Origin of the sequence: Ciceribacter sichuanensis, from assembly GCF_024055605.1 — a bacterium.
Classification (GTDB): domain Bacteria; phylum Pseudomonadota; class Alphaproteobacteria; order Rhizobiales; family Rhizobiaceae; genus Allorhizobium; species Allorhizobium sichuanense.
Genome location: NZ_JAMXLX010000003.1, coordinates 278,097 through 298,749, shown reverse-complemented (window position 1 = coordinate 298,749; position 20,653 = coordinate 278,097). Strand labels below are relative to the sequence as shown.

The following is a 20,653-nucleotide window of genomic DNA, read 5'->3' as shown; positions in this document are numbered from 1 at the left end:
ATGCTGGAACGCCTGCAATCCTTCTTCCAGACCCTGACCCAAGGCGGGGAAAGGAAGGCCTTTGCTCCTGACGATCCGAGGATCGCGGTCGCCGCCCTGTGCTTTCAGGTGATGGAGGCCGATGGTCTCGTCCACAAGGCCGAACGGGACAAGCTGCGGCAATTGCTCAGGGAACAGTACGGCCTCGAAGGCGGGCAGCTTGAGGAACTTCTTGATGCCGGCCAGAAGGCCGAGAGCGAGGCGGTGGACTACTACCGGTTCACCTCCGACCTGAAGAGGCACCTGAACGAAGCCGAGCGCCAGCAGCTGGTCGGCATTCTCTGGGACATTGTCTATGCGGACGGCGACAGGAGCGAAATGGAAGATCATGTGATCTGGCGCATCGCCGACCTGCTCGGTGTGTCCGGCCGCGACCGCGTCAACGAGCGCCGCGATGCCGTCACCCGCGCCGGACTGGAGACAGACAGCGATGCTTGACATGCCCGACCGACGCCAAAAAATTAAGGCTCCGGTACTCATCGTCCTGCATCAGGAGCGTTCCAGTGCCGGCCGCGTCGGCCAACTCCTGCTTGAAAAGGGTTACCCGTTGGACATTCGCCGGCCTGTCCTTGGCGAGGCCTTGCCAAAAACTCTGGCCGAGCATTCCGGCGCGGTGGTTTTCGGTGGCCCGATGAGCGCCAACGATCCGGACGACTTCGTCAAAACTGAAATCAACTGGCTCGATATTCCACTGAAGGAAAACAAGCCGTATCTCGGCATCTGCCTCGGCGCCCAGATGCTGGTGCATCATCTTGGCGGCAAGGTGGAAACCGAACCTCACGGCCGCGTGGAAATCGGCTGGTATCCCATCCGCCCGACCGAACACGGCCGCCTGCTGATGCACTGGCCGAAGATGGTCTATCACTTCCATCGCGAAGGCTTCGATCTTCCTCATGGCTGTCAGCGGCTTGCGGAAGGCGATATCTACCGCAATCAGGCGATCCGCTATGGCGAGAACGCCTGGGGCATCCAGTTCCATGCCGAACTGACCCGGGCGATGATGCAGCGCTGGGTGGTGCATGGCGCAAGCCGTTTCGTCATGCCCAACGCCCAGCAGGGCCGCGACCATCTCGAGGGGCGCATGATCTTCGATGCGCCGCTCAAGGCATGGCTATCCGAATTCCTCGATCTCGTCTTCGAGAAGAACCGCTGCCCTGCCTGAAGCCGTCTATTTGCGATCCTGCGAATTCGGCGCGTCGAGGCTGTCGATGCGACGCAACTGCGGGAAGCCGATGGACCACAGGATCGCAACGGCCAGTGTGCCGAGGCCCCCGATCACGACAGCCGGGACCGGCCCCACCAGATGCGCCATCGTGCCGGCGCGGAATTCACCGAGTTCGTTCGATGCCCCGATGAACACCATGTTGACGGCATTCACGCGGCCGCGCACCTCATCCGGTGTCCAGAGCGCGATCAGCGTCTCGCGCACATAGACCGACGCCATGTCGGCCGCCCCCATCAGCATCAGCGCAAGGATGGAAATCCATGCCGTCTGCGAGAGGCCGAACATCACCGTCGCCACTCCGAACAGGGCAACGCCGATGAACATGAAGACACCGGCATTATGCCGGATCGGGAAGCTTGCAAGGATCACCGCAACGATAATCGCTCCGACACCTGGCGCCGAACGCAGAAGACCCAGGCCCCAGGGGCCAAGGGTCAGCACGTCGCTGGCGAAAACCGGCATCAGGGCGATCGCGCCGCCGAGCAGGACGGCGAACAGGTCGAGCGAGATCGCCCCCAGCACCACCTTCTCGCCGAAGATGAAGCGGAAGCCCGCAAGGATCGTGTTCCAGGTAACGGCCTTCGACGACGTTCGCTGCGCGGGCTTCCTGACCATGAAAACCAACAGGGCCGCACCGAGGAAGAAACCGAACGAGAACGTGTAGGCCACCACCGGGCTGAAACCATAGAGCAGACCGCCCGCCACGGGGCCGATAATGGAAGCGGTCTGCCACGAGGAGGAATTCCAAGCCACGGCATTGGAAAGATCTTCGGCCGGAACAAGATTTGGCGCCAGCGATTGCACCGCCGGAGAATTGAAGGCACGCTCGATGCCGAAGATAGTCAGGATAATGAAGACGAGGATCGGCTCGAACGCATCGAACGCGGTGATGACCAGCATCGCCCCGGCGCAAAGAGCGCTGACGATCATGCAGATGGCAACGATGGCACGCCGGTTATAACGGTCGACGACGGAGCCGGTGACAAGGATCAGAAGCAGCGCCGGCAGGAACTGCACGAGCCCGATCATGCCGAGGTAGAAGGCGCTCTTCGTCTCGTCATACATCTGCCAGCCGACGGAGACGCTCAGGATCTGGGTCGCGAAAGCACCGAGAAACCGGGCGAAGAAGAAGCGTGTATAGGACACATGCCGGAAGGCTGCGAAACGATCCCCGGAATTGGAGGCATGCATGACGGGACTTTCCACTCTGGGCACGCTGCGCGGAGAAACCGGCGCGCCCGTTAAACATGTTTTATTTTCCGGCGGTCCGCAGTACTTGCCCGCTTAGTCGCCAATGTCTACATGTCTGTCAACCGAGAAATGGAGACCCGCATGCTCGCGCTGTTTCAGACGATCGATCTGGCATTGAACCTTTACACCTGGATACTGATTGCCAGTGCCATCTTTTCCTGGCTTTACGCATTCAACGTAATCAACTCGAGCAACAGCTTCGTCAACTCGCTGGGCACCTTCTTCTACAACGTGACGGAGCCGGTCCTGCGACCGATCCGTAAGATCCTGCCGGACCTCGGCGGCATCGACATTTCGCCGATCGTCGTCCTGCTCCTGATCTTCTTCATCCGTTCACTGATGTGGAACAGCGTCCTTCCGCTCTTTCTGTGAAGCGACCCTACAAGCGTTTCGAGGATCATCTGCGCCTCGCAATTCGGCTGACCCCGAATGCAGGGCGCGATGCTTTGGAGGGGGTGGAGGAAAACGCGGAAGGTGAGGCCTACCTTCGCGCCCGCGTCACCAGCGTTCCAGAAAAGGGTAAGGCCAACAAGGCGCTGATTGCTCTCGTCGCCAAGGCGGCCAGAGTTCCGAAATCCTCCGTTTCCCTTGTCTCGGGAGAGACCGCCAGACAAAAAATCCTCAGGATCGATGGCGACCCGGAGGATTTGGAAAGAAAATTGGACGGCCTTTCGGCTGTCTGAAATCACTTCTGTGCGTTGTAGCGCTCGATGGCTTCGATGATCAGCTTCTTGGCGACATCGACACCCTGCCAGCCTGCGATCTTCACCCACTTGCCGGGCTCCAGATCCTTGTAGTGTTCGAAAAAGTGCTCGATCTGCTTCAGCGTGATTTCCGGCAGGTCGGTGTAGTTCTCGATCTTGTCGTAGCGGCGCGTCAGCTTCGGAACCGGAACTGCGAGGATCTTTTCGTCCTTGCCGCCGTCGTCTTCCATGATCATGACGCCGATCGGACGAACGTTGATGACGCAGCCGGGAATCAACGGACGCGTGTTGCAGACCAGCACATCTACCGGGTCGCCATCTTCCGACAGGGTGTGCGGTACGAAGCCGTAATTGCCTGGATAGGTCATCGGCGTGTAGAGGAAGCGGTCGACGACCAGCGCGCCGGCGTCCTTGTCCATTTCGTACTTGATCGGCTGGCCACCGACCGGCACTTCGATGATGACGTTCACGTCTTCCGGCGGATTCTTGCCAATGGCGATAGCATCGATACGCATTTTCGTCCCCATGGGAGTGTTGAAATCCGGGGTTTCCTAAAGGGAATCATAACGCAATGCAACACGGCTTTGGGCGAAGAGGTCGACAATCGTCGGCAAGGTTACCGGCCTAATTTGTTTGCAATTCCTGTCGCGACCCTACACGAAGCCCGGCCGGATCTGGTATAACGGCCGGAATATCGGGGGGATCGACTATGAAGCTTTCAGTATTTGCAACCCTGGGGACTGTCGCCTTATTCTGCGCCCTTCCCGGCCCGGCACTGGCCAATGACAGCACCTATACCGATCTTGATCTCGACAAATGCAAGACAATCGCCTCCGACGACATGGGCGCGATCATGCTCTGCCGCGGCTATAAGGACTATCAGGTCCATTTTGCCGAGGGCGACCTGCGCCAGAGCGTATTCTACGGTCCGCTCGACAAGAAATGGCAGGAACAGGGCTTCGAATCCTTCGAGCCCTTTAACCACGTCGGCGCGAAGATCGAATGGCGCCTGGACGGTTCAGGCAAGCCTTTCGCCGCGATCCTGCGCTGGTTTCTCGAAAATGTAGGCCCCGAAGGGGAACCCACGGAAGCCAGCACCGGACAGGTGCTTGTGGTCAGCCGCGTAGCTCAGCGAGAGGATGGGCTCGGCTGCGTGGTGGGCTATGTCGATGCACTGGAAAATCCGAACGCCAACGAAATAGCCCGGAAGATCGCGGATGAAGAAGCCAAGGACTTCGCCTGCGGCCATCAGGAAGCGCCATGGCACGGAAAACGGGGCGACAAGGCATCCGAACCGACGCATGTCTTCCCCGACGGATTCCCCCAGCAGTAAGAAAAGAGATCAGTTCCAGATGAAGCCGAGCTTCTTGAGCTGAACGTCGTCGAAGTCTTCCATGCCCTCGACCGCATCAATCCCGCCATTCGAGCGGAAAAAATCGACCGCGTGACGGCTGTCCTCGAGGCACCAGACGACGGTGCCGTTGCAGCCGAGCGACTTCAGCAGCCGGCGCGCCTCGCCGAACAACGTGTAGCCGAGACCGATGCCCTGATATTCCGGACGCATGTAGATCTCGTAGACCTCGCCTTCCTGCGGCAGGGCGCGAGCCCGGTTGAGACCGACGGTGGCATAGCCGGCAATGGTTCCGGCGACATCCGCAACGAGGACGGTTGCGGGACCGGAGGTCGCCTTGCGCCACCAGGTTTCGCTGCGGCGCTCGATCATCTTCGTCAGGGCGCGATACGGAATGAGCCCTGCATAACTGTGCTGCCAGGATGCGCGGTGCGCCTCCGCTATGGCCCTCGCATCCTGCCGCTCGGCAGGGCGCACATCGATCGACAACGTCTTCATAACGTCACTTTCGTCCCGCTGCGCTCCGATCACCACCGGCAGGTGCCGGAAAAGCGAGGAACCCACAGACTTTTCATCAGGTTCTACGGGAAAAATTTAACGCTTTTTTAACCTTTGCTGCAAGCCCGGCCACAATCAAACCACAAACAAAAACCCCGGCTCAATGAGCCGGGGCTTGAAAATACGGACCTGGAAAGAAGATCAGGCCTGGATCTTTGCCTTGTCGAAGCGCTTACGGTCGTTAGCGTCGAGATAGATCTTGCGAAGACGGATCGACTTCGGCGTCACTTCCATCAGTTCGTCGTCCTGGATCCACGACAGAGCACGGTCCAGCGTCATGCGGATCGGCGGGGTCAGCCTGACGGCTTCGTCCTTGCCGGCCGAACGGATGTTGGTCAGCTGCTTGCCCTTGAGAACGTTGACCTCGAGGTCGTTGTCGCGGGTATGGATACCGATGATCATGCCGGCATAGACCTTTTCACCCGGCTCGATGATCATCGGACCGCGGTCTTCGAGGTTGAACATGGCGTAAGCAACAGCTTCACCAGCCTGGTTGGAGAGAAGAACGCCGTTGGTACGGCCGCTGATTTCACCCTTGTAAGGCTGGTAGTCGTGGAACAGGCGGTTCATGATTGCCGTGCCGCGCGTATCCGTCAGCAGTTCCGACTGGTAGCCGATCAGGCCGCGGGTCGGAGCAAGGAACTTCAGACGAACGCGGTTGCCGCCGGAGGGGCGCAGTTCGGTCATCTCGGCCTTGCGCTCCGACATCTTCTGCACGACGACGCCGGAATGTTCTTCATCGACGTCGATCACGACTTCTTCGATCGGCTCCATCGTGGTGCCGTTCTCATCCTTGTGCATGACGACGCGCGGACGCGAAACGGCGAGCTCGAAGCCTTCGCGGCGCATGGTCTCGATCAGAACGGCGAGCTGGAGTTCGCCGCGACCGGATACGTAGAACGAATCCTTGCCTTCGGCTTCTTCGATCTTCAGCGCGACATTGCCTTCGGCTTCCTTGAACAGGCGGTCGCGGATGACACGGCTCGTTACCTTGTCGCCTTCGGTGCCGGCCAGCGGGCTGTCATTGACGATGAAGGACATGGTGACGGTCGGCGGGTCGATCGGCTGCGCCTGCATTGCGTCGGTGACCGAAGGATCACAGAAGGTATCGGCAACAGTGCCCTTGGAAAGGCCGGCGATGGCGACGATGTCACCAGCCTGTGCTTCTTCGATCGGCTGACGCTCGATGCCGCGGAATGCGAGGATCTTCGATATACGGCCGGTTTCAACCGTCTTGCCGTCCTGGCTCAGAACCTTGACGGACTGGTTCGGCTTGATCGAACCGGAAGCGACGCGACCGGTGATGATGCGGCCGAGGAAGGGGTTTGCTTCAAGAAGCGTGCCGATCATGCGGAACGGACCTTCTTCGACCTTCGGCGCCGGAACATGTTCCAGAACGAGGTCGAGAAGCGGCGCCAGGCCCTGGTCCTTCGGACCTTCCGGGTTGACGTTCATCCAGCCATCGCGACCGGAACCGTAGAGGATCGGGAAGTCGAGCTGCTCGTCGGTAGCGTCGAGGTTGGCGAAAAGGTCGAAGACTTCGTTGATGACTTCTTCGTGGCGGCCGTCCGGACGGTCGATCTTGTTGATCGCGACGATCGGGCGGAGACCGACCTTCAGCGCCTTGCCGACCACGAACTTGGTCTGCGGCATCGGGCCTTCCGAGGAGTCGACCAGAACGATCGCGCCGTCCACCATCGACAGGATGCGTTCGACTTCGCCGCCGAAGTCGGCGTGACCGGGCGTATCGACGATGTTGACGCGAACACCCTTCCATTCGACCGAGGTCGCCTTGGCGAGAATGGTGATGCCGCGTTCCTTTTCGAGGTCGTTCGAATCCATGACGCGTTCTGCAACGCGCTGGTTTTCGCGGAACGAGCCGGACTGCTTGAGAAGCTCGTCGACGAGGGTCGTTTTCCCATGGTCAACGTGCGCAATGATCGCGATATTGCGAAGGTTCATGAACGGATCTCTGATGGCTGGGGCGCAAAACGGGGTGCGGCGCCTTGTTTCTTTGGCGCGCTCATACCCTGTTTTTTGCAATTGCGAAAGGGGAAAGAGCCTCGGCAACGTCAGAAGGGGCTTTCGGGACACCTTCAGCCTTCCTAAATCCAGTGTCGCGAGACACATTCCAGGGAGGAAAACCGACGTGGCAAGCCCGATGATGACACCCGCCGACCTGCAGGCCTATCTTCACGATCACATTCCGATTTCCGCCGCGATGCATGTCCGCGTCCTCGCGACGGAACCGGACAGCATCACACTTCAGGCCCCGCTTGCCCCGAACATCAATCACCGCGAAACGGTCTTCGGAGGCAGCGCCTCAGCCGTTGCGATCCTTGCCGCCTGGTCGCTCGTCCACCTGCGGCTGAAATCCGAGGGGCTGGAAAGCCGGGTGGTCATCCAGCACAACAGCATGGATTACCTTTCCCCGATCGGCGACGACTTCACCGCGCGCTCCTATCTCGTCGATCAGGACGCGTGGGCTTCGTTTACGCGACTGCTCGCCCGACGAGGACGCGCACGCATACTCGTTGCCGCGGTATTGCAGACGGACGGCGTTATCGCCGGCCGCCTTGAAGGAGAATTCGTCGCCTTCTCCAATGCCGGATTGCGCTAGCCATCCGGCATTCACTGGGGATCAGGCCGCCGTCAGGCAGCCAGCCCCTTCTGCTTGAGCATGGCCTCGGGGCTCGGAAGCCGGCCGCGGAAGGCCTTGTAGGCTTCTTCCGGATCGATGGAGCCGCCGACCGAGTAGATGTTCGCCTTCAGGCGCTCGGCCATGGCGGGATCGAAGGCGTTTCCCGTTTCCTCGAAGGCTGCGAAAGCATCGGCATCGAGCACCTCTGACCACATGTAGGAATAGTAGCCGGCGGAATAGCCGTCTCCGGCGAAGACATGCTGGAAGTGCGGCGTCGCGTGGCGCATCACCAGCGAGCGTGGAAGCCCGATCTTCGCCAGCACTTCCGCCTGAACCGCCATCGGATCCTCGACCGGGCCGCGGGTGTGGAACGCCATGTCGACCAGCGCCGACGAGGTGAATTCCACCGCCGCGAAACCGGCATTGAAGGTGCGGGCTGCCAGCACCTTGTCGAGAAGGGCCTGCGGCATCGGCTGCCCGGTCTCGTAATGGACGGCATAGGTTTTGAGAATCTCCGGCACCGTCAGCCAGTGCTCGTAAAGCTGCGACGGCAGTTCGACGAAATCGCGGGAAACGCCGGTGCCCGAGACAGAGGGATAGGTCACGTTCGACAGCATGCCATGGGCCGCATGACCGAACTCGTGGAAAAGCGTGCGGGCATCGTCGAGCGACAGCAGCGCCGGCTTGCCCTCTTCCGGTTTGGCGAAATTGCAGACGTTGTAGATGATCGGAATCTCGCCGACCGCACCGTTCTTCAAGGGTAGCTTGTGCTGCGACTGGAACGAACTCATCCACGCGCCGGAACGCTTGGATGGCCGGGCGAAGTAATCGCCGAGAAACATGGCGACGAGCTTGTCGTTATGGTCGCGGATCTCGAAGACCCGGACATCCGGATGGTAGCCGGCAACATCCTTGAGCGGCCCCGCCTTGATGCCGAACAGGCGCCCGGCAACATCGAAGCAGGCCTCAATGATCTTTTCGAGCTGGAGATAAGGCTTGAGTTCGGTCTCCGAGAAATCGAACTTGCGGGCACGCAGCTTCTCGGCGTAGTGACGCCAGTCCCACGGCATGACCTCGTGGTTCTTGCCCTCCTCGGCGATCAAGCCGGCAAGTTCTTCCTCCTCGGATCTCGCCTGCACCACCGCCTTGTTCCACACCTTCATCAGCAGTTCGTTCACCGCTTCCGGCGTCTTGGCCATGGTGTCGTCCAGCTTGTAGCTGGCGAAATCCTTGTAACCCAGCAGTCCGGCCTTCTCCGACCTCAGCGCCAGCGTCTCCTTGACGATCTCGCGATTGTCGGTGTCGCCGCCATTGATGCCGCGGGAAACCCAGGCATTGAAGGCCTGTTCGCGCAGATCCCGGCGCGTGGAAAAGGTGAGGAAAGGCTCGATGATGGAACGCGACAGCGTCACCACATAGGCCTCGCCCTTGCCGCGAGCCTGCGCGGCGGCAGCCATCGCGTCCTTCAGGAAGTCGGGAATACCAGCGAGATCAGCATCGCCGTCGAGCGGCAGCACCCAGGATTTTTCATCGGAAAGCACATTCTGGCCGAACCGCGCGCCAAGGCCCGCCAGCTTTTCATTGATCGCCGCGAGACGCTCCTGCTTCGCCTTTTCGAGCTTGGCACCCGACTTGACGAAACCCTTCCAGTGACGTTCGAGAACGCGCAGTTCCTCGGTCGTCAGGCCCAGTTCGCCGCGTTTCTCCCAGAGCGTATCGATGCGGCGGAACAGGTCGGCATTCATGCCGATCTTCGAATAGTGACGCGACATCTTCGGCGCGATCTCGCGCTCCAGCGCCTGAATCGTGTCGTTAGTATGAGCGCCGGCGCGGTTCCAGAACAGCGAGGACACACGCGAGAGATTGTCCCCCGCGATCTCCAGAGCAATGATGGTGTTGGCAAAGGTCGGCGTCTCAGGATTGGTCGCGATAGCATCGATCTCCGCATCGTGGCCTGCCAGGGCCACATCAAAGGCCGGAGCAAAATCCTCGTCAGAAACCGCTTCGAAGCGCGGCAACCCGTTCGGGCCGTTCCACTCGTAGACGGCGGGGCTGAATGACGACGTTTTGCTCATGGCGATTTTTCCTTGGTCGATCCTCGATCCGATACCCGCGAAGCGGATACCTTACGCGATATGGTATCCCGACCATTTGATTGGCAAGCACGCAAACGATCACGGAGGCAAAATTTCCGACCTTCCATGCATGAGGCTGGACGCCGGACAGATATATTTCGCCTCTCGCCAAGCACGCCTTCCGGTCGTAAAAGGTGCGAAATCCCTTTCTGACGCCAGACCGTTTGCCCGTGGCGTCCAGACCATCAGATCGAACGGAATAGCATGACACAGGCTCGCATGAGCGAGCGCCGCACTTCGCTGATCGGCGCGCTGCTGACCACCATCGGCCCTATCTCCATGGCCATCTACACGCCAGCCATGCCGGAACTGGTGAAAGCCTTCGGGACGACCGACAGTGCCATCAAGATGAGCCTCTCGCTTTATTTCGCCGGCTTCGCCTGCGCCCAGCTTCTCTCAGGCCCGATGTCGGATGCCTTCGGACGCAGAAAAGCGACGCTTGCCTTCCTCGCCATCTATATTGCCGGAAGCCTGACGGCCGCTTTCGCGCCTTCGGTCGAATGGCTGCTGATCGGCCGCCTGATCCAGGGCATCGGCGCCTCGGTCGGCGTCACGGTATCCCGCGCCATCGTCCGCGACCAGTTCACCGGACCGGAGGCCGCCCGCATTCTCAACATGATGGGCATCATGCTCGCCATCGGCCCGGCGGCGGGGCCAACGCTTGGGGGACTTGCGCTCTCCCTTTCCGGCTGGCAGGCGATCTTCTACCTGATGGTCGGCTTTGGAATACTGAGCGGCCTGATGGTCGCCTTCCTGATGGCGGAAACGACCGTCGCCGACAGGTCGAGGATCCACCCGGTCCGCCTTGTCTCTTCCTACGTCACGCTGGTCAGCGACCTCAGGGTACTGTTCTGCGCGCTGGTGCTGGGAGGATGTGTCGGGGCGCTCTATGCCCAATCGACCATGCTTCCCTTCGTGCTGATCAATCGCGTCGGGTTGACGCCCGCCCAGTTCGGCCTCGGCATGCTGATGCAATCGGGCTTCTACTTCGCCGGCTCCATTACCCTGCGATTCCTAAGCCGACGGATGGGGGAACGTGGCTCCCTGCGCACCGGCCTTACTCTTGTTGGCATCGGCGGGGCGATGATCGCGCTTTCGGTCCATTTTATCGAGCCGAGCTTCCTGTCGATCATGGGACCGGTTGCCGTCTGCTCCTTCGGCATCGCCTTCGTGATCCCTTACATCACGACGGCCGGGCTTCAGCCGCATCCGGAAATCGCGGGCTCGGCTGCCGCCCTGCTCGGCTTCGGCCAGATGGGATCCGGCTTCCTCGGCGGTATCGCAGCGGCTACCATCGGCGACCCCCTCACCGCCTTCGGCACCGTCATCCCTTTCATGGAATTCATGGCGATCTTCGCCTATCTCGGCCTGCAGGCAGCCCACCGCCGCGCCGACTGAGCGGGCCCAACAAAAAACCGCCGGGGCCAAGACCCCGACGGCTTCGGATTTCCATTCCGAAGAAAGCTTTATCAGCCCTTCAGGTTGCGCTTGGCGAGCGTCCGCAGACGCAGGGCATTGAGCTTGATGAAGCCGGCGGCATCCTTCTGGTCGTAGGCGCCCTGGTCGTCCTCGAAGGTCACCAGCTGGTCGGAATAGAGCGACTTCGAAGATTCGCGGCCGATCACCATCACATTGCCCTTGTAGAGCTTGAGGGTGACTTCGCCTTCGACATCCTTCTGGCTGAGGTCGATGGCGGCCTGCAGCATCTGGCGTTCCGGCGAGAACCAGAAGCCGTAATAGATCAGCTCGGCGTAACGCGGCATCAACTCGTCCTTGAGGTGCGCGGCACCACGGTCGAGCGTGATCGACTCGATTGCGCGATGCGCGGCCAGCAGGATCGTACCGCCGGGGGTCTCGTAGACGCCGCGCGACTTCATGCCGACGAAGCGGTTCTCGACGAGGTCGAGACGGCCGATGCCGTTGTCACGACCGTAATCGTTGAGCTTGGCCAGAATGGTCGCCGGGCTCAGGCGAACGCCATTGATCGAGACGGCATCACCCTTTTCGAAACCGATCTTGATGATCGTGGCCTTGTCCGGGGCAGCTTCCGGCGAAATGGTGCGCATGTGCACGTATTCGGGTGCTTCCTGCGACGGATCTTCCAGAACCTTGCCCTCGGAAGAAGAGTGCAGCAGGTTGGCGTCGACGGAGAAGGGAGCCTCGCCCTTCTTGTCCTTGGCAACCGGGATCTGGTTCTTCTCGGCGAATTCGAGAAGGTCGGTACGGCTCTTGAACGACCAGTCGCGCCAGGGGGCGATGATCTTGATGTCCGGGTTCAGCGCATAGGCCGAAAGCTCGAAGCGAACCTGGTCGTTGCCCTTGCCGGTCGCGCCATGGGCGATGGCGTCGGCGCCTGTCTTCTTGGCGATCTCGATCAGGTGCTTGGAGATCAGCGGACGGGCGATCGACGTGCCGAGCAGGTAAACGCCTTCGTAGACGGCGTTGGCGCGGAACATCGGGAAGACGAAGTCGCGGACAAACTCTTCGCGGACGTCCTCGATGAAGATTTCCTTGATGCCGAGCATCTCGGCCTTCTTGCGTGCAGGCTCGAGTTCCTCGCCCTGGCCGAGATCGGCAGTAAAGGTCACGACTTCAGCGCCGAGTTCGGTCTGGAGCCATTTCAGGATGATCGAGGTGTCGAGGCCGCCGGAATAGGCGAGCACGACCTTCTTCACGTCTTTATGCGATGCCATGATGAGAAGTCCGTTCGTGAGCGTGGGCAGCCAAGGGCATACGAACCCTTGGTTTGCGGGCACTTTTAGCGAGATTATCGCGCCGTGCAAGGGGAACCGATGCCGCGGAAGACAGAAGCGACGATGACGCGCAACGGCGACAAGGGCACTTTCAGGTTTGACCGTGCCTCTTCGCGCACCATATCAAATGCTCAACTGCCATAACGAGGAGACACCATATGCAGCATCAGGCATTTTCCCGGGGTAACGTCGCAGTCGTCACCGGCGCCGCATCCGGCATTGGCCTTGCCGCCGCCATGGCCTTCGCAAAAAAGGGCATGTCGGTCGTGCTTGTCGATCTCGGCGGCGATCCGCTGGCCGAGGCGCGTGCGAAAGTCGCCGAACTGTCCACCCATCCCGATACGGACATCGTGGCGATCGAGACGGATGTCAGCAAGCTGGATGAGCTCGAGGCCCTCGAAAGGGCCGTCATCCAGCGTTTCGGACGCGTTCACGTCCTCATGAACAATGCCGGCATTCAACCGGGCAGCAGCCTTTTCGGCCCTCAGGCCAACTGGGATAGCGTGCTTGCCGTCAACCTGATGGGCGTCGTAAACGGCACGCGCACCTTCGGTCCGAACATGATCGCCCATGGAGAACCGGGCCTCATCATCAACACTGGCTCGAAGCAGGGCATCACCACTCCACCAGGCGATCCGGCCTACAACGTCTCGAAAGCCGGCGTGAAAGCCTTTACCGAAGCGCTGCAACACGAGCTTCGCAACACTGAAGGCTGCAAGATATCGGCCCACTTACTGATTCCGGGCTGGGTCTACACCAACCTGACGCGTGGAGAAGCGAAGACGAAACCAGAGGGCGCATGGACGCCGGAGGAGACCATCGGCTTCATGCTGGAAAGCATCGACCGCGGTGATTTCTATATCCTTTGCCCCGATAACGACGTGGACCGCCCGACAGATGAGAAGCGCATCCTCTGGGCCGCCGGAGACATCATTGAGAACCGGCCGCCGCTGTCACGCTGGCATCCGGACTACGGAACGAAATTCAGGGCCTTCCTGAACGGTCAATAAGCCCGATTGGCAAGCCGTCCGAGGCCCGGTATGGATAACGCCGATCGCGTCGCCCACACCGGGCTTTTCTCTGTTGCGGACCTGTCCCATGGATTTCATTCCGAGCCTGCCCACCATTCTCGCCTTCAGCCTTGCCATCCTCCTGCTCGCCATCACGCCGGGGCCGGACATGACGCTCTGGATCAGTCGCTCCTTGCGTGACGGCCGCGCGACGGGGCTGATGACACTCGCAGGCACCAGCTTCGGAATCTCCATTCACACCATGCTGGTGGCCTTCGGCATCTCGGCGCTGATCGTCGCATCCCCGACAGCCTTCACCATCCTGAAGACCGGTGGCGCCGGCTATCTGCTGTGGCTTGCCATTCAGGCTGTGCGCCACGGCTCGAACTTCGTCGTGCGCGCCGACGGCCAGCGCCAGTCCGCCCCAGTGCAGGCATTTCTGAACGGCCTGTGGGTCAACCTGCTCAACCCGAAAGTCATCATCTTCTTCATGACCTTCCTGCCGCAATTCGTCAGCGCCAGCGATCCGCACGTTACCGGCAAGCTGCTCTTCCTCGGCATCTGGTCGATTGTCCTGTCACTGCCGATCGGCCTCGGCATCATCTACATGGCCGACGGCCTGTCGAGCTGGCTGCAGACGAACCGCAAGGTTCTCCGCGCCATCGACTACACCTTCGCCGGCGTTTTCTCGATCTTCGCCGTGAAGATCATGTTCACCCAGGCGCGCTGAACCTGGAACGAAAAACGGCGCCCGGATCAAACCCGGACGCCGCTCTCTTGATAGTATGACTGCCGAAATCAGCCGATCAGCAATTCGTCGTCGTCCAGCGTCTGGCCACGAATGCGCCGGAACATGTTGATCAGGTCTTCCACCTGCAGGTCCTTGCGGCTGTCGCCGGCAACGTCGAGAACGATCTCGCCGGCATGCAGCATGATAGTGCGGCTGCCGAAATCCAGCGCCTGACGCATGGAATGCGTCACCATCAGAGTGGTGAGCTTACGCTCCGATACGATGGACTGCGTGAGGTTCATGATGAACTCGGCCATGCCCGGATCGAGCGCCGCCGTATGCTCGTCGAGCAGCAGCACATCGGAACCACTGAGCGTCGCCATCACCAGCGAAACCGCCTGCCGCTGACCGCCCGACAGCAGGTCCATCCGGTCAGCCATGCGATTTTCCAACCCGAGATTGAGCGCCGCCACGCGGTCGCGGAACTCGCCGCGGCGATTGCCGCCAAGCGCCGCCGAAAGACCCCGACGCTTGCCGCGCATCGCCGCAAGCGCAAGGTTCTCCTCGATGGAGAGCGCACCGCAACTGCCGGCCAGCGGATCCTGGAAGACGCGGGCAACGAGGCCGGCGCGGCTGGCGGTCGGCTTGCGCGACACATCCGCATAGCCGATATTGACCCGACCGGAGGTCGGCAGCACGTCGCCGGCAAGCACGCCGAGCACCGTCGACTTGCCCGCGCCGTTGGAGCCGATGACGGTGACGAAGGAACCCGTCTCGATCGTCAGGTTGACGTTCTTCAGGGCTTGTTTCTGCAGCGGCGTGCCGCGGCCGAAGACGACATCTATGTTTTCGAGCGAAATCATGCCGAAGCTCCTCCCCGGCGAAGTCTGGGAAGGACGAGTGCGACAGCAACCAGTACTGCCGTAACAAAGTTCAGGTCGGAAGCCTTCAGGCCGAGCACGTCGCTGGACAGCGCAAGCTGGATGGCAAGACGGTAGGCGATGGAGCCGACGACGCAGCCTATCAGCGCGAAAAGCAGGCCGCGTTTGCCGAACAACGTCTCGCCGATGATGACGGCGGCAAGGCCGACGACGATGGTGCCGACACCCGAAGTGACATCGGCAAAGCCGTTCGTCTGGGCAAACAGCGCGCCGCCAAGCGCCACCAGCGCATTGGAGAGCGCGATACCCAGATAGATCTGGTTATCCGTCTGCACACCCTGCGCGCGGGCCATGCGCGCATTGGCGCCGGTCGCGCGCATGGCAAGACCGGCATCGCTTTCCAGAAAGCGCCAGACGATGAAGATCGCGATGGCGACCAGAGCGAAGACGAACAGAGGGCGCACGTAATATTCGGGGATGCCGTGTCCGTAGAACGGCGTCAGCATGGTGTCCTGATTGAGCAGGGCGACGTTCGGCTTGCCCATGACCCTGAGGTTCACGGAGAACAGCGCGATCATCGTCAGGATCGAGGCCAACAGGTTGAGGATCCGGAAACGCACGTTCAACAACGCGGTCACGAGGCCGGCAGCCGATCCGGCCACCATGGCGATGGCGGTCGCCACCCAGGCATTCAGCCCGGCAATGATCAGCACGGCGGCAACCGCCGCGCCGAGCGGGAACGAACCGTCGACGGTCAGGTCGGGAAAATCGAGGACACGGAAGGCAAGATAAACGCCAATCGCCACGAAGGCGAAGACCAGACCCAGCTCAACGGCACCCCAGAAGGCGATTTGGCTCACGGCAGAAATCCTTCAAGCTTGCAGCAAACATCGCGACATGCCCGCCAGCAGCCCGGCAATAGCAGGGGCCGCCCTATAAGCAGCCCCGCCGTCGGATGTTATTCGATCGTCTTGGTCGCGCGCTTGGTGATGCTTTCCGGGAAGGTGACGCCCATCTTGGCGGCAGCGGCCTTGTTGATCACCAGGTCGGTTCCAGCAGCAACACGCACCGGAATGTCGCCGGGCTTCTCGCCCTTCAGGACACGAACGACAATCTCGCCGGTCTGCTTGCCGACATCGAAATAGTTGAAGCCGATCGCTGCGAGCGCGCCGCGGGAAACGGAATCCGTATCGCCGGCGAAGAGCGGGATCTTCGCTTCCTCGGCAACGCCGACGGCAGCTTCGAATGCCGAAACAATGGTGTTGTCGGTCGGAATATAGATCACGTCGGCGCGACCGACGAGGGCGCGCGCCGCGCCCTGCACTTCCGCCGACTTGGTGGCAACGGATTCGACAACCGTCAGGCCGGCCTTCTCGGCTTCGGCCTTGAGAGCTGCAAGCGTCGAGACCGAATTGGCTTCGGCGGAGTTGTAGATGAAGCCGATCGACTTGGCGTTCGGCGTGATTTCCTTGATCAGCGCGATATGGTCGGCAACCGGCGACATGTCGGACAGGCCGGTGACGTTACCGCCAGGCTTTTCCATGTCCTTGACCAGCTGCGCGCCGAGCGGATCGGAAACGGCGGTGAAGACAACCGGAATGTCGCGGGTGGCAGCGACCACGGCCTGAGCGGACGGCGTGGAAATCGGCACGATGACGGTCGGAGCGTCGCCCACGAACTGGCGGGCGATCTGCGCGGCCGTACCCGGATTACCCTGGGCCGACTCGTAGACGAATTTCAGGTTTTCACCGTCCTTGTAGCCGGCTTCGGCAAGGGCTTCCTTGATGCCGTCGCGCGCCGCATCCAGCGCGGGATGTTCGACGATGGCGGTAACGGCAACGGTGACGTCCTCGGCCTTCGCAGGCAGGACGATCGCAGTGGCGGCAAACAGGGCGAGCAGAATTGCGCGCATGGGGTAACCTCCGAGATTTTGTTTTATCCGGTCTTCTTATGGAAGCGACCGGTCAAAATCAATCTCGCAGACCCACGGCACGGCCACGGTCCATCAGACCTTAGTCGTCCTCGCCATGGCCGACGATCATCATCGCCTCGAAGGCAAGGCGCTCGGTCTTGCGCATCCTCTCGGATTCCGACTTCAGCTGGCCGCAGGCGGCGAGAATGTCGCGACCGCGCGGGGTGCGGATCGGCGAGGCATAACCGGCCTGATTGATGAAGTCGGCAAACTTCTCGATCTGCGCCCAGTCGGAGCACTGGTAGTTGGTGCCCGGCCACGGATTGAACGGAATGAGGTTGATCTTCGCCGGAACGCCCTTCAGGAGCTGGACCAGCGCCTTGGCGTCCTCGAGACTGTCGTTGACGTCCTTCAGCATCACATATTCGAAGGTGATGCGGCGGGCGTTGGAGAGGCCGGGATAATTCCGGCAGGCCTCGATCAGTTCCTTCAGGGGATACTTCTTGTTGATCGGCACCAGCATGTCGCGCAACTCGTCGCGCACGGCATGCAGCGATATCGCCAGCATGCAACCGATCTCGTCGCCAGTGCGGAAAATCTCCGGCACGACGCCGGACGTGGAGAGCGTGATGCGACGCCTGGAAAGCGACAGGCCATCACCATCGGATGCAATCAGCAGCGCCTGCTTGACGTTCTCGAAATTATAGAGCGGCTCGCCCATGCCCATCATCACGACATTGGTGATCTTGCGGTCGCTGGAAGGAACCATCGCGCCCACCGGCACGTCGCGATCGGGGAAATCACCGAGCCGGTCTCGCGCCAGGAGAAGCTGGGAAAGGATTTCCTCCGCCGTCAGGTTGCGCACCAGCCTCTGCGTGCCGGTGTGGCAGAAGGAACAGGTCAGCGTACAGCCGACCTGGCTGGAAATGCAAAGCGTACCACGGCCTTCTTCGGGAATATAGACAGCCTCGACCTCGACCGGCCGGCCGGCGCCGCGCGCGGGATAGCGCAGCAGCCACTTGCGGGTGCCGTCGTTGGAGACCTGTTCTTCCACGATTTCAGGACGGGCGATGGTGAAATGCGTCTTCAGCATTTCCCGCATGTCCTTGGCGACATTGGTCATGGCGTCAAAGTCGGAAACGCCGCGAACATAGAGCCAGTTCCACAACTGGCTGACACGCATCTTGACCTGACGTTCCGGCACGCCCTTCTCGCGCAGGGCCGCCGCCATATCCTCGCGGCTGAGACCGATCAGCGACGGCTTTTCGGACAGCCTGCCCGCGACAGGCGCCGCCGGAGCAACATCACGTGCAATCACATTTTCCATGACGGCCATGCCGCTCAACCTTCCTGACCAAATGCGCCGATCGAGCCACCGCTTTAAAAGCGGGCGCTTTCGGTCGCTTCGATGCACCTAAAACATGCCGGGCAAACGTGTTGATCGGTTTTGCAATCACGACATGCGAAAAACAAGAAACCGAAGCGCAGGATACCATCTCCAGGATCGCGACACGCTTCAGAAAAATCCGCAGGCGCGCAGTTCGCGCTGACCTTCCGGCTCGGGTCGCGCCTTTAGCAGCTTTTTTGCCCTGCGTCACGCCGAATGTGAGGGTTCCCCGAAACGCGAAAAGCCGGCTTGCGCCGGCCCTTCGTGCGCAGCCCTCATAGGGCCGGACTTACTTGCAACCTTCGATCTTCTTCAGCGCAGCCGAAATGCCCGAAAGCGAATAAGTGTAGGAGGTTCCCGTTCCGCGGGCCGAGGTCGCCTTGACGGTCATCGAATGACCGGTCTTCATGGCTGCGACCAACGCTGGCTCTTCAGCGGCGTTTTCCACCCATGCGGACGTATCCTTTACGAACATCACGAAATTCTTGTTGTCGATCGTGACATTGACCTTGGAGCTTTCCTTGAGCGCATAGCCCATCATCGCCTGCGGTTCGTAGGAGATGTTCTGGCCGGGACGCTGGGATATGACAAAGAAGATATCCCCGTGATTAACGGCAGGCGGCTGCTTGTCGGTCGGTACCGACAACACGTAGCAGACCGTTCCGCTGTTCGTCTTGTAGGAATAGGCACCCCAGGCCTTGAACTGCTCGATGCGAGTGGGCGACTGGGCCGCAGCAATGCTGCCGCTTGCCAGAAGGATTGCCACTGCGGTTACGGTACTTCTTGCGAACATGTCTTCCTGCCGGTTGTGTTTCCATCCATCGCCCGATCGGGGAGATCGGGACATTTGTCGTCAAAACATGATTCAGTTTGACTTAATTTAGGTTACCAAACCGTCAACGCCGCGATGTTTCTTGTCGCAGGTCGCATCACAACCTTGGCTTCCTCTTGTGACCGGGCCCTGGGGAGATGTTTACCGCACCATCCCTCCCGATGATTTGATCTAGATTCAAGAAATCGGGCAAGAGTTGGGCTGCATACGTCTTTGTTTGCTAACGATTTGCCCAAAGCGGTTTTTGCAGCCCGTTTCAGCCGCTTGAAACAAGTCGCGCAAAAGTGTGAAGCGGCTTTGCGGCAACGACATGTGATGAAATAAGGATTTAAAGCGAACGCAGCGAATCTGAAAGATCGCGCCACACCTTAAGCGGCATTCTGCGCCGGCGAAGCATCGGCCAACATCCGGTCTGCCGCCAGATAATGCCGTTCCTTGATATGCCCGCTGATCAGCGCAATCGCCGTCGTCAGCACGGCGATATCGTCGGTGAAGCCGATGATGGCGAACATGTCGGGGATCGCATCGAGAGGCAGCACGAAGTAACCAAGTGCGGCAAGCAGGATACCGCGGACACGCAACGGCGTTTCGCGGTCTGTCGCACAATAGAAGGAAGCAACCAGGTCACGCGAAAACGGGATCTGCCGGATCGCCTTCTTGAGCGTCGGCCAGAATTTCGCGCGGACGTTCTCCTCCTGTCTCTCCTGCGTTTCCTCGTCGCCCGGCAGAAGGATCTCGCCGATCTTGATATCGTCCATGCCTTCAAGTTCCTCGTGTTTGGACATGATCAAAATATGGTGAATGACGGGGCAAATTCAATCTGAGGGCACCAGATGGTCTATTGCCTCCGCCATTTTGAAATCCAGCGCACTCAGGCCTGAAACGGCGTGGGTGGACAACACGATGTCGACGCGATTGTAGACGTTGAACCATTCGGGGTGGTGATCGAGCTTCTCGGCGATGAGCGCACAACGGGTCATGAAGGCAAAGGCTTCACCGAAATCCCGGAACTTGAAACTGCGGCTGATCGCGGCCCCGTCGCGGGCAAGATCCCACAGCCGCCGCTCCGCCAGCATCGTGTCGATTGCGGCTGCATCGAGTTTCTCGTATTTCATCGCAACGAAACCTCCTCAGGCATGTCGCGCAAAGTGCGAAGCGGTTTTGCGGCAACGACATGCGATAAAACAAGGACCGAAAGCGTACGCAGCGAAGCTGAAAGATCGCGACACGCCTTCGAACAGGAC

At 60.4% G+C, this 20,653-nt stretch carries 22 protein-coding genes; 9 read left to right on the top strand and 13 right to left on the bottom strand.

Annotated elements, in window-relative coordinates:
* Nucleotides 1–477, top strand: a complete 477-nt coding sequence (locus tag NBH21_RS12050; protein WP_250913469.1) for a tellurite resistance TerB family protein — start codon at nt 1–3, stop codon at nt 475–477.
* Nucleotide 478: 1 nt separating this feature from the next.
* Nucleotides 479–1,201 carry a glutamine amidotransferase gene (locus NBH21_RS12045; RefSeq protein ID WP_250913701.1) on the top strand — a complete coding sequence of 241 codons (723 nt, stop codon included), beginning with the start codon at nt 479–481 and terminating at the stop codon, nt 1,199–1,201.
* A gap of 6 nt (nt 1,202–1,207) precedes the next feature.
* On the opposite strand, the gene NBH21_RS12040 is transcribed toward NBH21_RS12045, so the two are convergent.
* Complete coding sequence (locus NBH21_RS12040; protein ID WP_250913470.1) at nt 1,208–2,455, bottom strand: MFS transporter; 1,248 nt, start codon at nt 2,453–2,455, stop codon at nt 1,208–1,210.
* A 111-nt stretch (nt 2,456–2,566) separates the two neighbouring features.
* On the opposite strand from NBH21_RS12040, the gene NBH21_RS12035 reads away from it, so the two are divergent.
* Nucleotides 2,567–2,887 (top strand): YggT family protein, encoded by a 321-nt coding sequence (locus NBH21_RS12035; RefSeq protein ID WP_250913471.1) that lies wholly within the window; start codon nt 2,567–2,569, stop codon nt 2,885–2,887.
* On the top strand, nt 2,884–3,198 hold the full coding sequence (locus NBH21_RS12030) for a DUF167 domain-containing protein (RefSeq protein ID WP_250913472.1): 315 nt from the start codon (nt 2,884–2,886) through the stop codon (nt 3,196–3,198). The genes NBH21_RS12035 and NBH21_RS12030 overlap by 4 nt, the downstream gene beginning before the upstream one ends.
* Nucleotides 3,199–3,200: 2 nt before the next feature.
* Here the strand turns inward: NBH21_RS12030 and ppa are convergent, their stop codons facing one another.
* Nucleotides 3,201–3,734 (bottom strand): inorganic diphosphatase, encoded by a 534-nt coding sequence (ppa, locus tag NBH21_RS12025; protein ID WP_250913473.1) that lies wholly within the window; start codon nt 3,732–3,734, stop codon nt 3,201–3,203.
* A 194-nt stretch (nt 3,735–3,928) separates the two neighbouring features.
* Here ppa and NBH21_RS12020 point away from each other — a divergent pair, with 194 nt between their 5' ends.
* Nucleotides 3,929–4,552, top strand: coding sequence for a hypothetical protein (locus NBH21_RS12020; RefSeq protein ID WP_250913474.1), 624 nt, complete (start codon nt 3,929–3,931; stop codon nt 4,550–4,552).
* A gap of 9 nt (nt 4,553–4,561) precedes the next feature.
* Here the strand turns inward: NBH21_RS12020 and NBH21_RS12015 are convergent, their stop codons facing one another.
* Nucleotides 4,562–5,068, bottom strand: a complete 507-nt coding sequence (locus tag NBH21_RS12015) for a GNAT family N-acetyltransferase (RefSeq protein WP_250913702.1) — start codon at nt 5,066–5,068, stop codon at nt 4,562–4,564.
* Between the two features lie 201 nt (nt 5,069–5,269).
* Nucleotides 5,270–7,090 carry a translational GTPase TypA gene (gene typA, locus NBH21_RS12010; protein WP_250913475.1) on the bottom strand — a complete coding sequence of 607 codons (1,821 nt, stop codon included), beginning with the start codon at nt 7,088–7,090 and terminating at the stop codon, nt 5,270–5,272.
* A gap of 187 nt (nt 7,091–7,277) precedes the next feature.
* On the opposite strand from typA, the gene NBH21_RS12005 reads away from it, so the two are divergent.
* Complete coding sequence (locus tag NBH21_RS12005) at nt 7,278–7,748, top strand: YiiD C-terminal domain-containing protein (RefSeq protein ID WP_250913476.1); 471 nt, start codon at nt 7,278–7,280, stop codon at nt 7,746–7,748.
* Nucleotides 7,749–7,780: 32 nt separating this feature from the next.
* Here the strand turns inward: NBH21_RS12005 and NBH21_RS12000 are convergent, their stop codons facing one another.
* A complete protein-coding gene (locus NBH21_RS12000; RefSeq protein WP_250913477.1) occupies nt 7,781–9,844 on the bottom strand; it encodes a M3 family metallopeptidase in 2,064 nt (687 codons plus the stop codon).
* 264 nt (nt 9,845–10,108) lie between these two features.
* On the opposite strand from NBH21_RS12000, the gene NBH21_RS11995 reads away from it, so the two are divergent.
* The gene (locus tag NBH21_RS11995; protein ID WP_250913478.1) at nt 10,109–11,302 is read left to right on the top strand and encodes a multidrug effflux MFS transporter; all 1,194 of its coding nucleotides are present in this window, start codon (nt 10,109–10,111) and stop codon (nt 11,300–11,302) included.
* Between the two features lie 71 nt (nt 11,303–11,373).
* Here the strand turns inward: NBH21_RS11995 and NBH21_RS11990 are convergent, their stop codons facing one another.
* Nucleotides 11,374–12,597, bottom strand: coding sequence for an argininosuccinate synthase (locus tag NBH21_RS11990; RefSeq protein WP_250913479.1), 1,224 nt, complete (start codon nt 12,595–12,597; stop codon nt 11,374–11,376).
* 218 nt (nt 12,598–12,815) lie between these two features.
* Here NBH21_RS11990 and NBH21_RS11985 point away from each other — a divergent pair, with 218 nt between their 5' ends.
* Both NBH21_RS11985 and NBH21_RS11980 read left to right on the top strand, forming a co-directional pair.
* A complete protein-coding gene (locus NBH21_RS11985) occupies nt 12,816–13,667 on the top strand; it encodes an SDR family NAD(P)-dependent oxidoreductase (protein ID WP_250913480.1) in 852 nt (283 codons plus the stop codon).
* A gap of 88 nt (nt 13,668–13,755) precedes the next feature.
* The gene (locus tag NBH21_RS11980) at nt 13,756–14,397 is read left to right on the top strand and encodes a LysE family translocator (protein WP_250913481.1); all 642 of its coding nucleotides are present in this window, start codon (nt 13,756–13,758) and stop codon (nt 14,395–14,397) included.
* A 68-nt stretch (nt 14,398–14,465) separates the two neighbouring features.
* Here NBH21_RS11980 and NBH21_RS11975 read toward each other — a convergent pair whose 3' ends face one another.
* The 7 genes from NBH21_RS11975 to NBH21_RS11945 all read right to left on the bottom strand — a co-directional run bounded on the left by NBH21_RS11975 (nt 14,466) and on the right by NBH21_RS11945 (nt 20,524).
* Complete coding sequence (locus tag NBH21_RS11975; protein ID WP_250913482.1) at nt 14,466–15,260, bottom strand: ABC transporter ATP-binding protein; 795 nt, start codon at nt 15,258–15,260, stop codon at nt 14,466–14,468.
* Nucleotides 15,257–16,138 carry an ABC transporter permease gene (locus NBH21_RS11970; protein WP_250913483.1) on the bottom strand — a complete coding sequence of 294 codons (882 nt, stop codon included), beginning with the start codon at nt 16,136–16,138 and terminating at the stop codon, nt 15,257–15,259. Before NBH21_RS11970 ends, NBH21_RS11975 begins: the two co-directional genes overlap by 4 nt.
* Nucleotides 16,139–16,236: 98 nt before the next feature.
* On the bottom strand, nt 16,237–17,190 hold the full coding sequence (locus tag NBH21_RS11965) for an ABC transporter substrate-binding protein (protein WP_250913484.1): 954 nt from the start codon (nt 17,188–17,190) through the stop codon (nt 16,237–16,239).
* 100 nt (nt 17,191–17,290) lie between these two features.
* Complete coding sequence (gene rlmN, locus NBH21_RS11960) at nt 17,291–18,517, bottom strand: dual-specificity RNA methyltransferase RlmN (RefSeq protein WP_425340414.1); 1,227 nt, start codon at nt 18,515–18,517, stop codon at nt 17,291–17,293.
* A gap of 349 nt (nt 18,518–18,866) precedes the next feature.
* Nucleotides 18,867–19,370, bottom strand: coding sequence for an invasion associated locus B family protein (locus NBH21_RS11955; protein ID WP_250913486.1), 504 nt, complete (start codon nt 19,368–19,370; stop codon nt 18,867–18,869).
* A 407-nt stretch (nt 19,371–19,777) separates the two neighbouring features.
* Nucleotides 19,778–20,167 (bottom strand): YkvA family protein, encoded by a 390-nt coding sequence (locus NBH21_RS11950; protein ID WP_250913487.1) that lies wholly within the window; start codon nt 20,165–20,167, stop codon nt 19,778–19,780.
* Nucleotides 20,168–20,224: 57 nt separating this feature from the next.
* On the bottom strand, nt 20,225–20,524 hold the full coding sequence (locus tag NBH21_RS11945) for a 4a-hydroxytetrahydrobiopterin dehydratase (protein ID WP_250913488.1): 300 nt from the start codon (nt 20,522–20,524) through the stop codon (nt 20,225–20,227).
* Nucleotides 20,525–20,653: the final 129 nt, after the last annotated feature.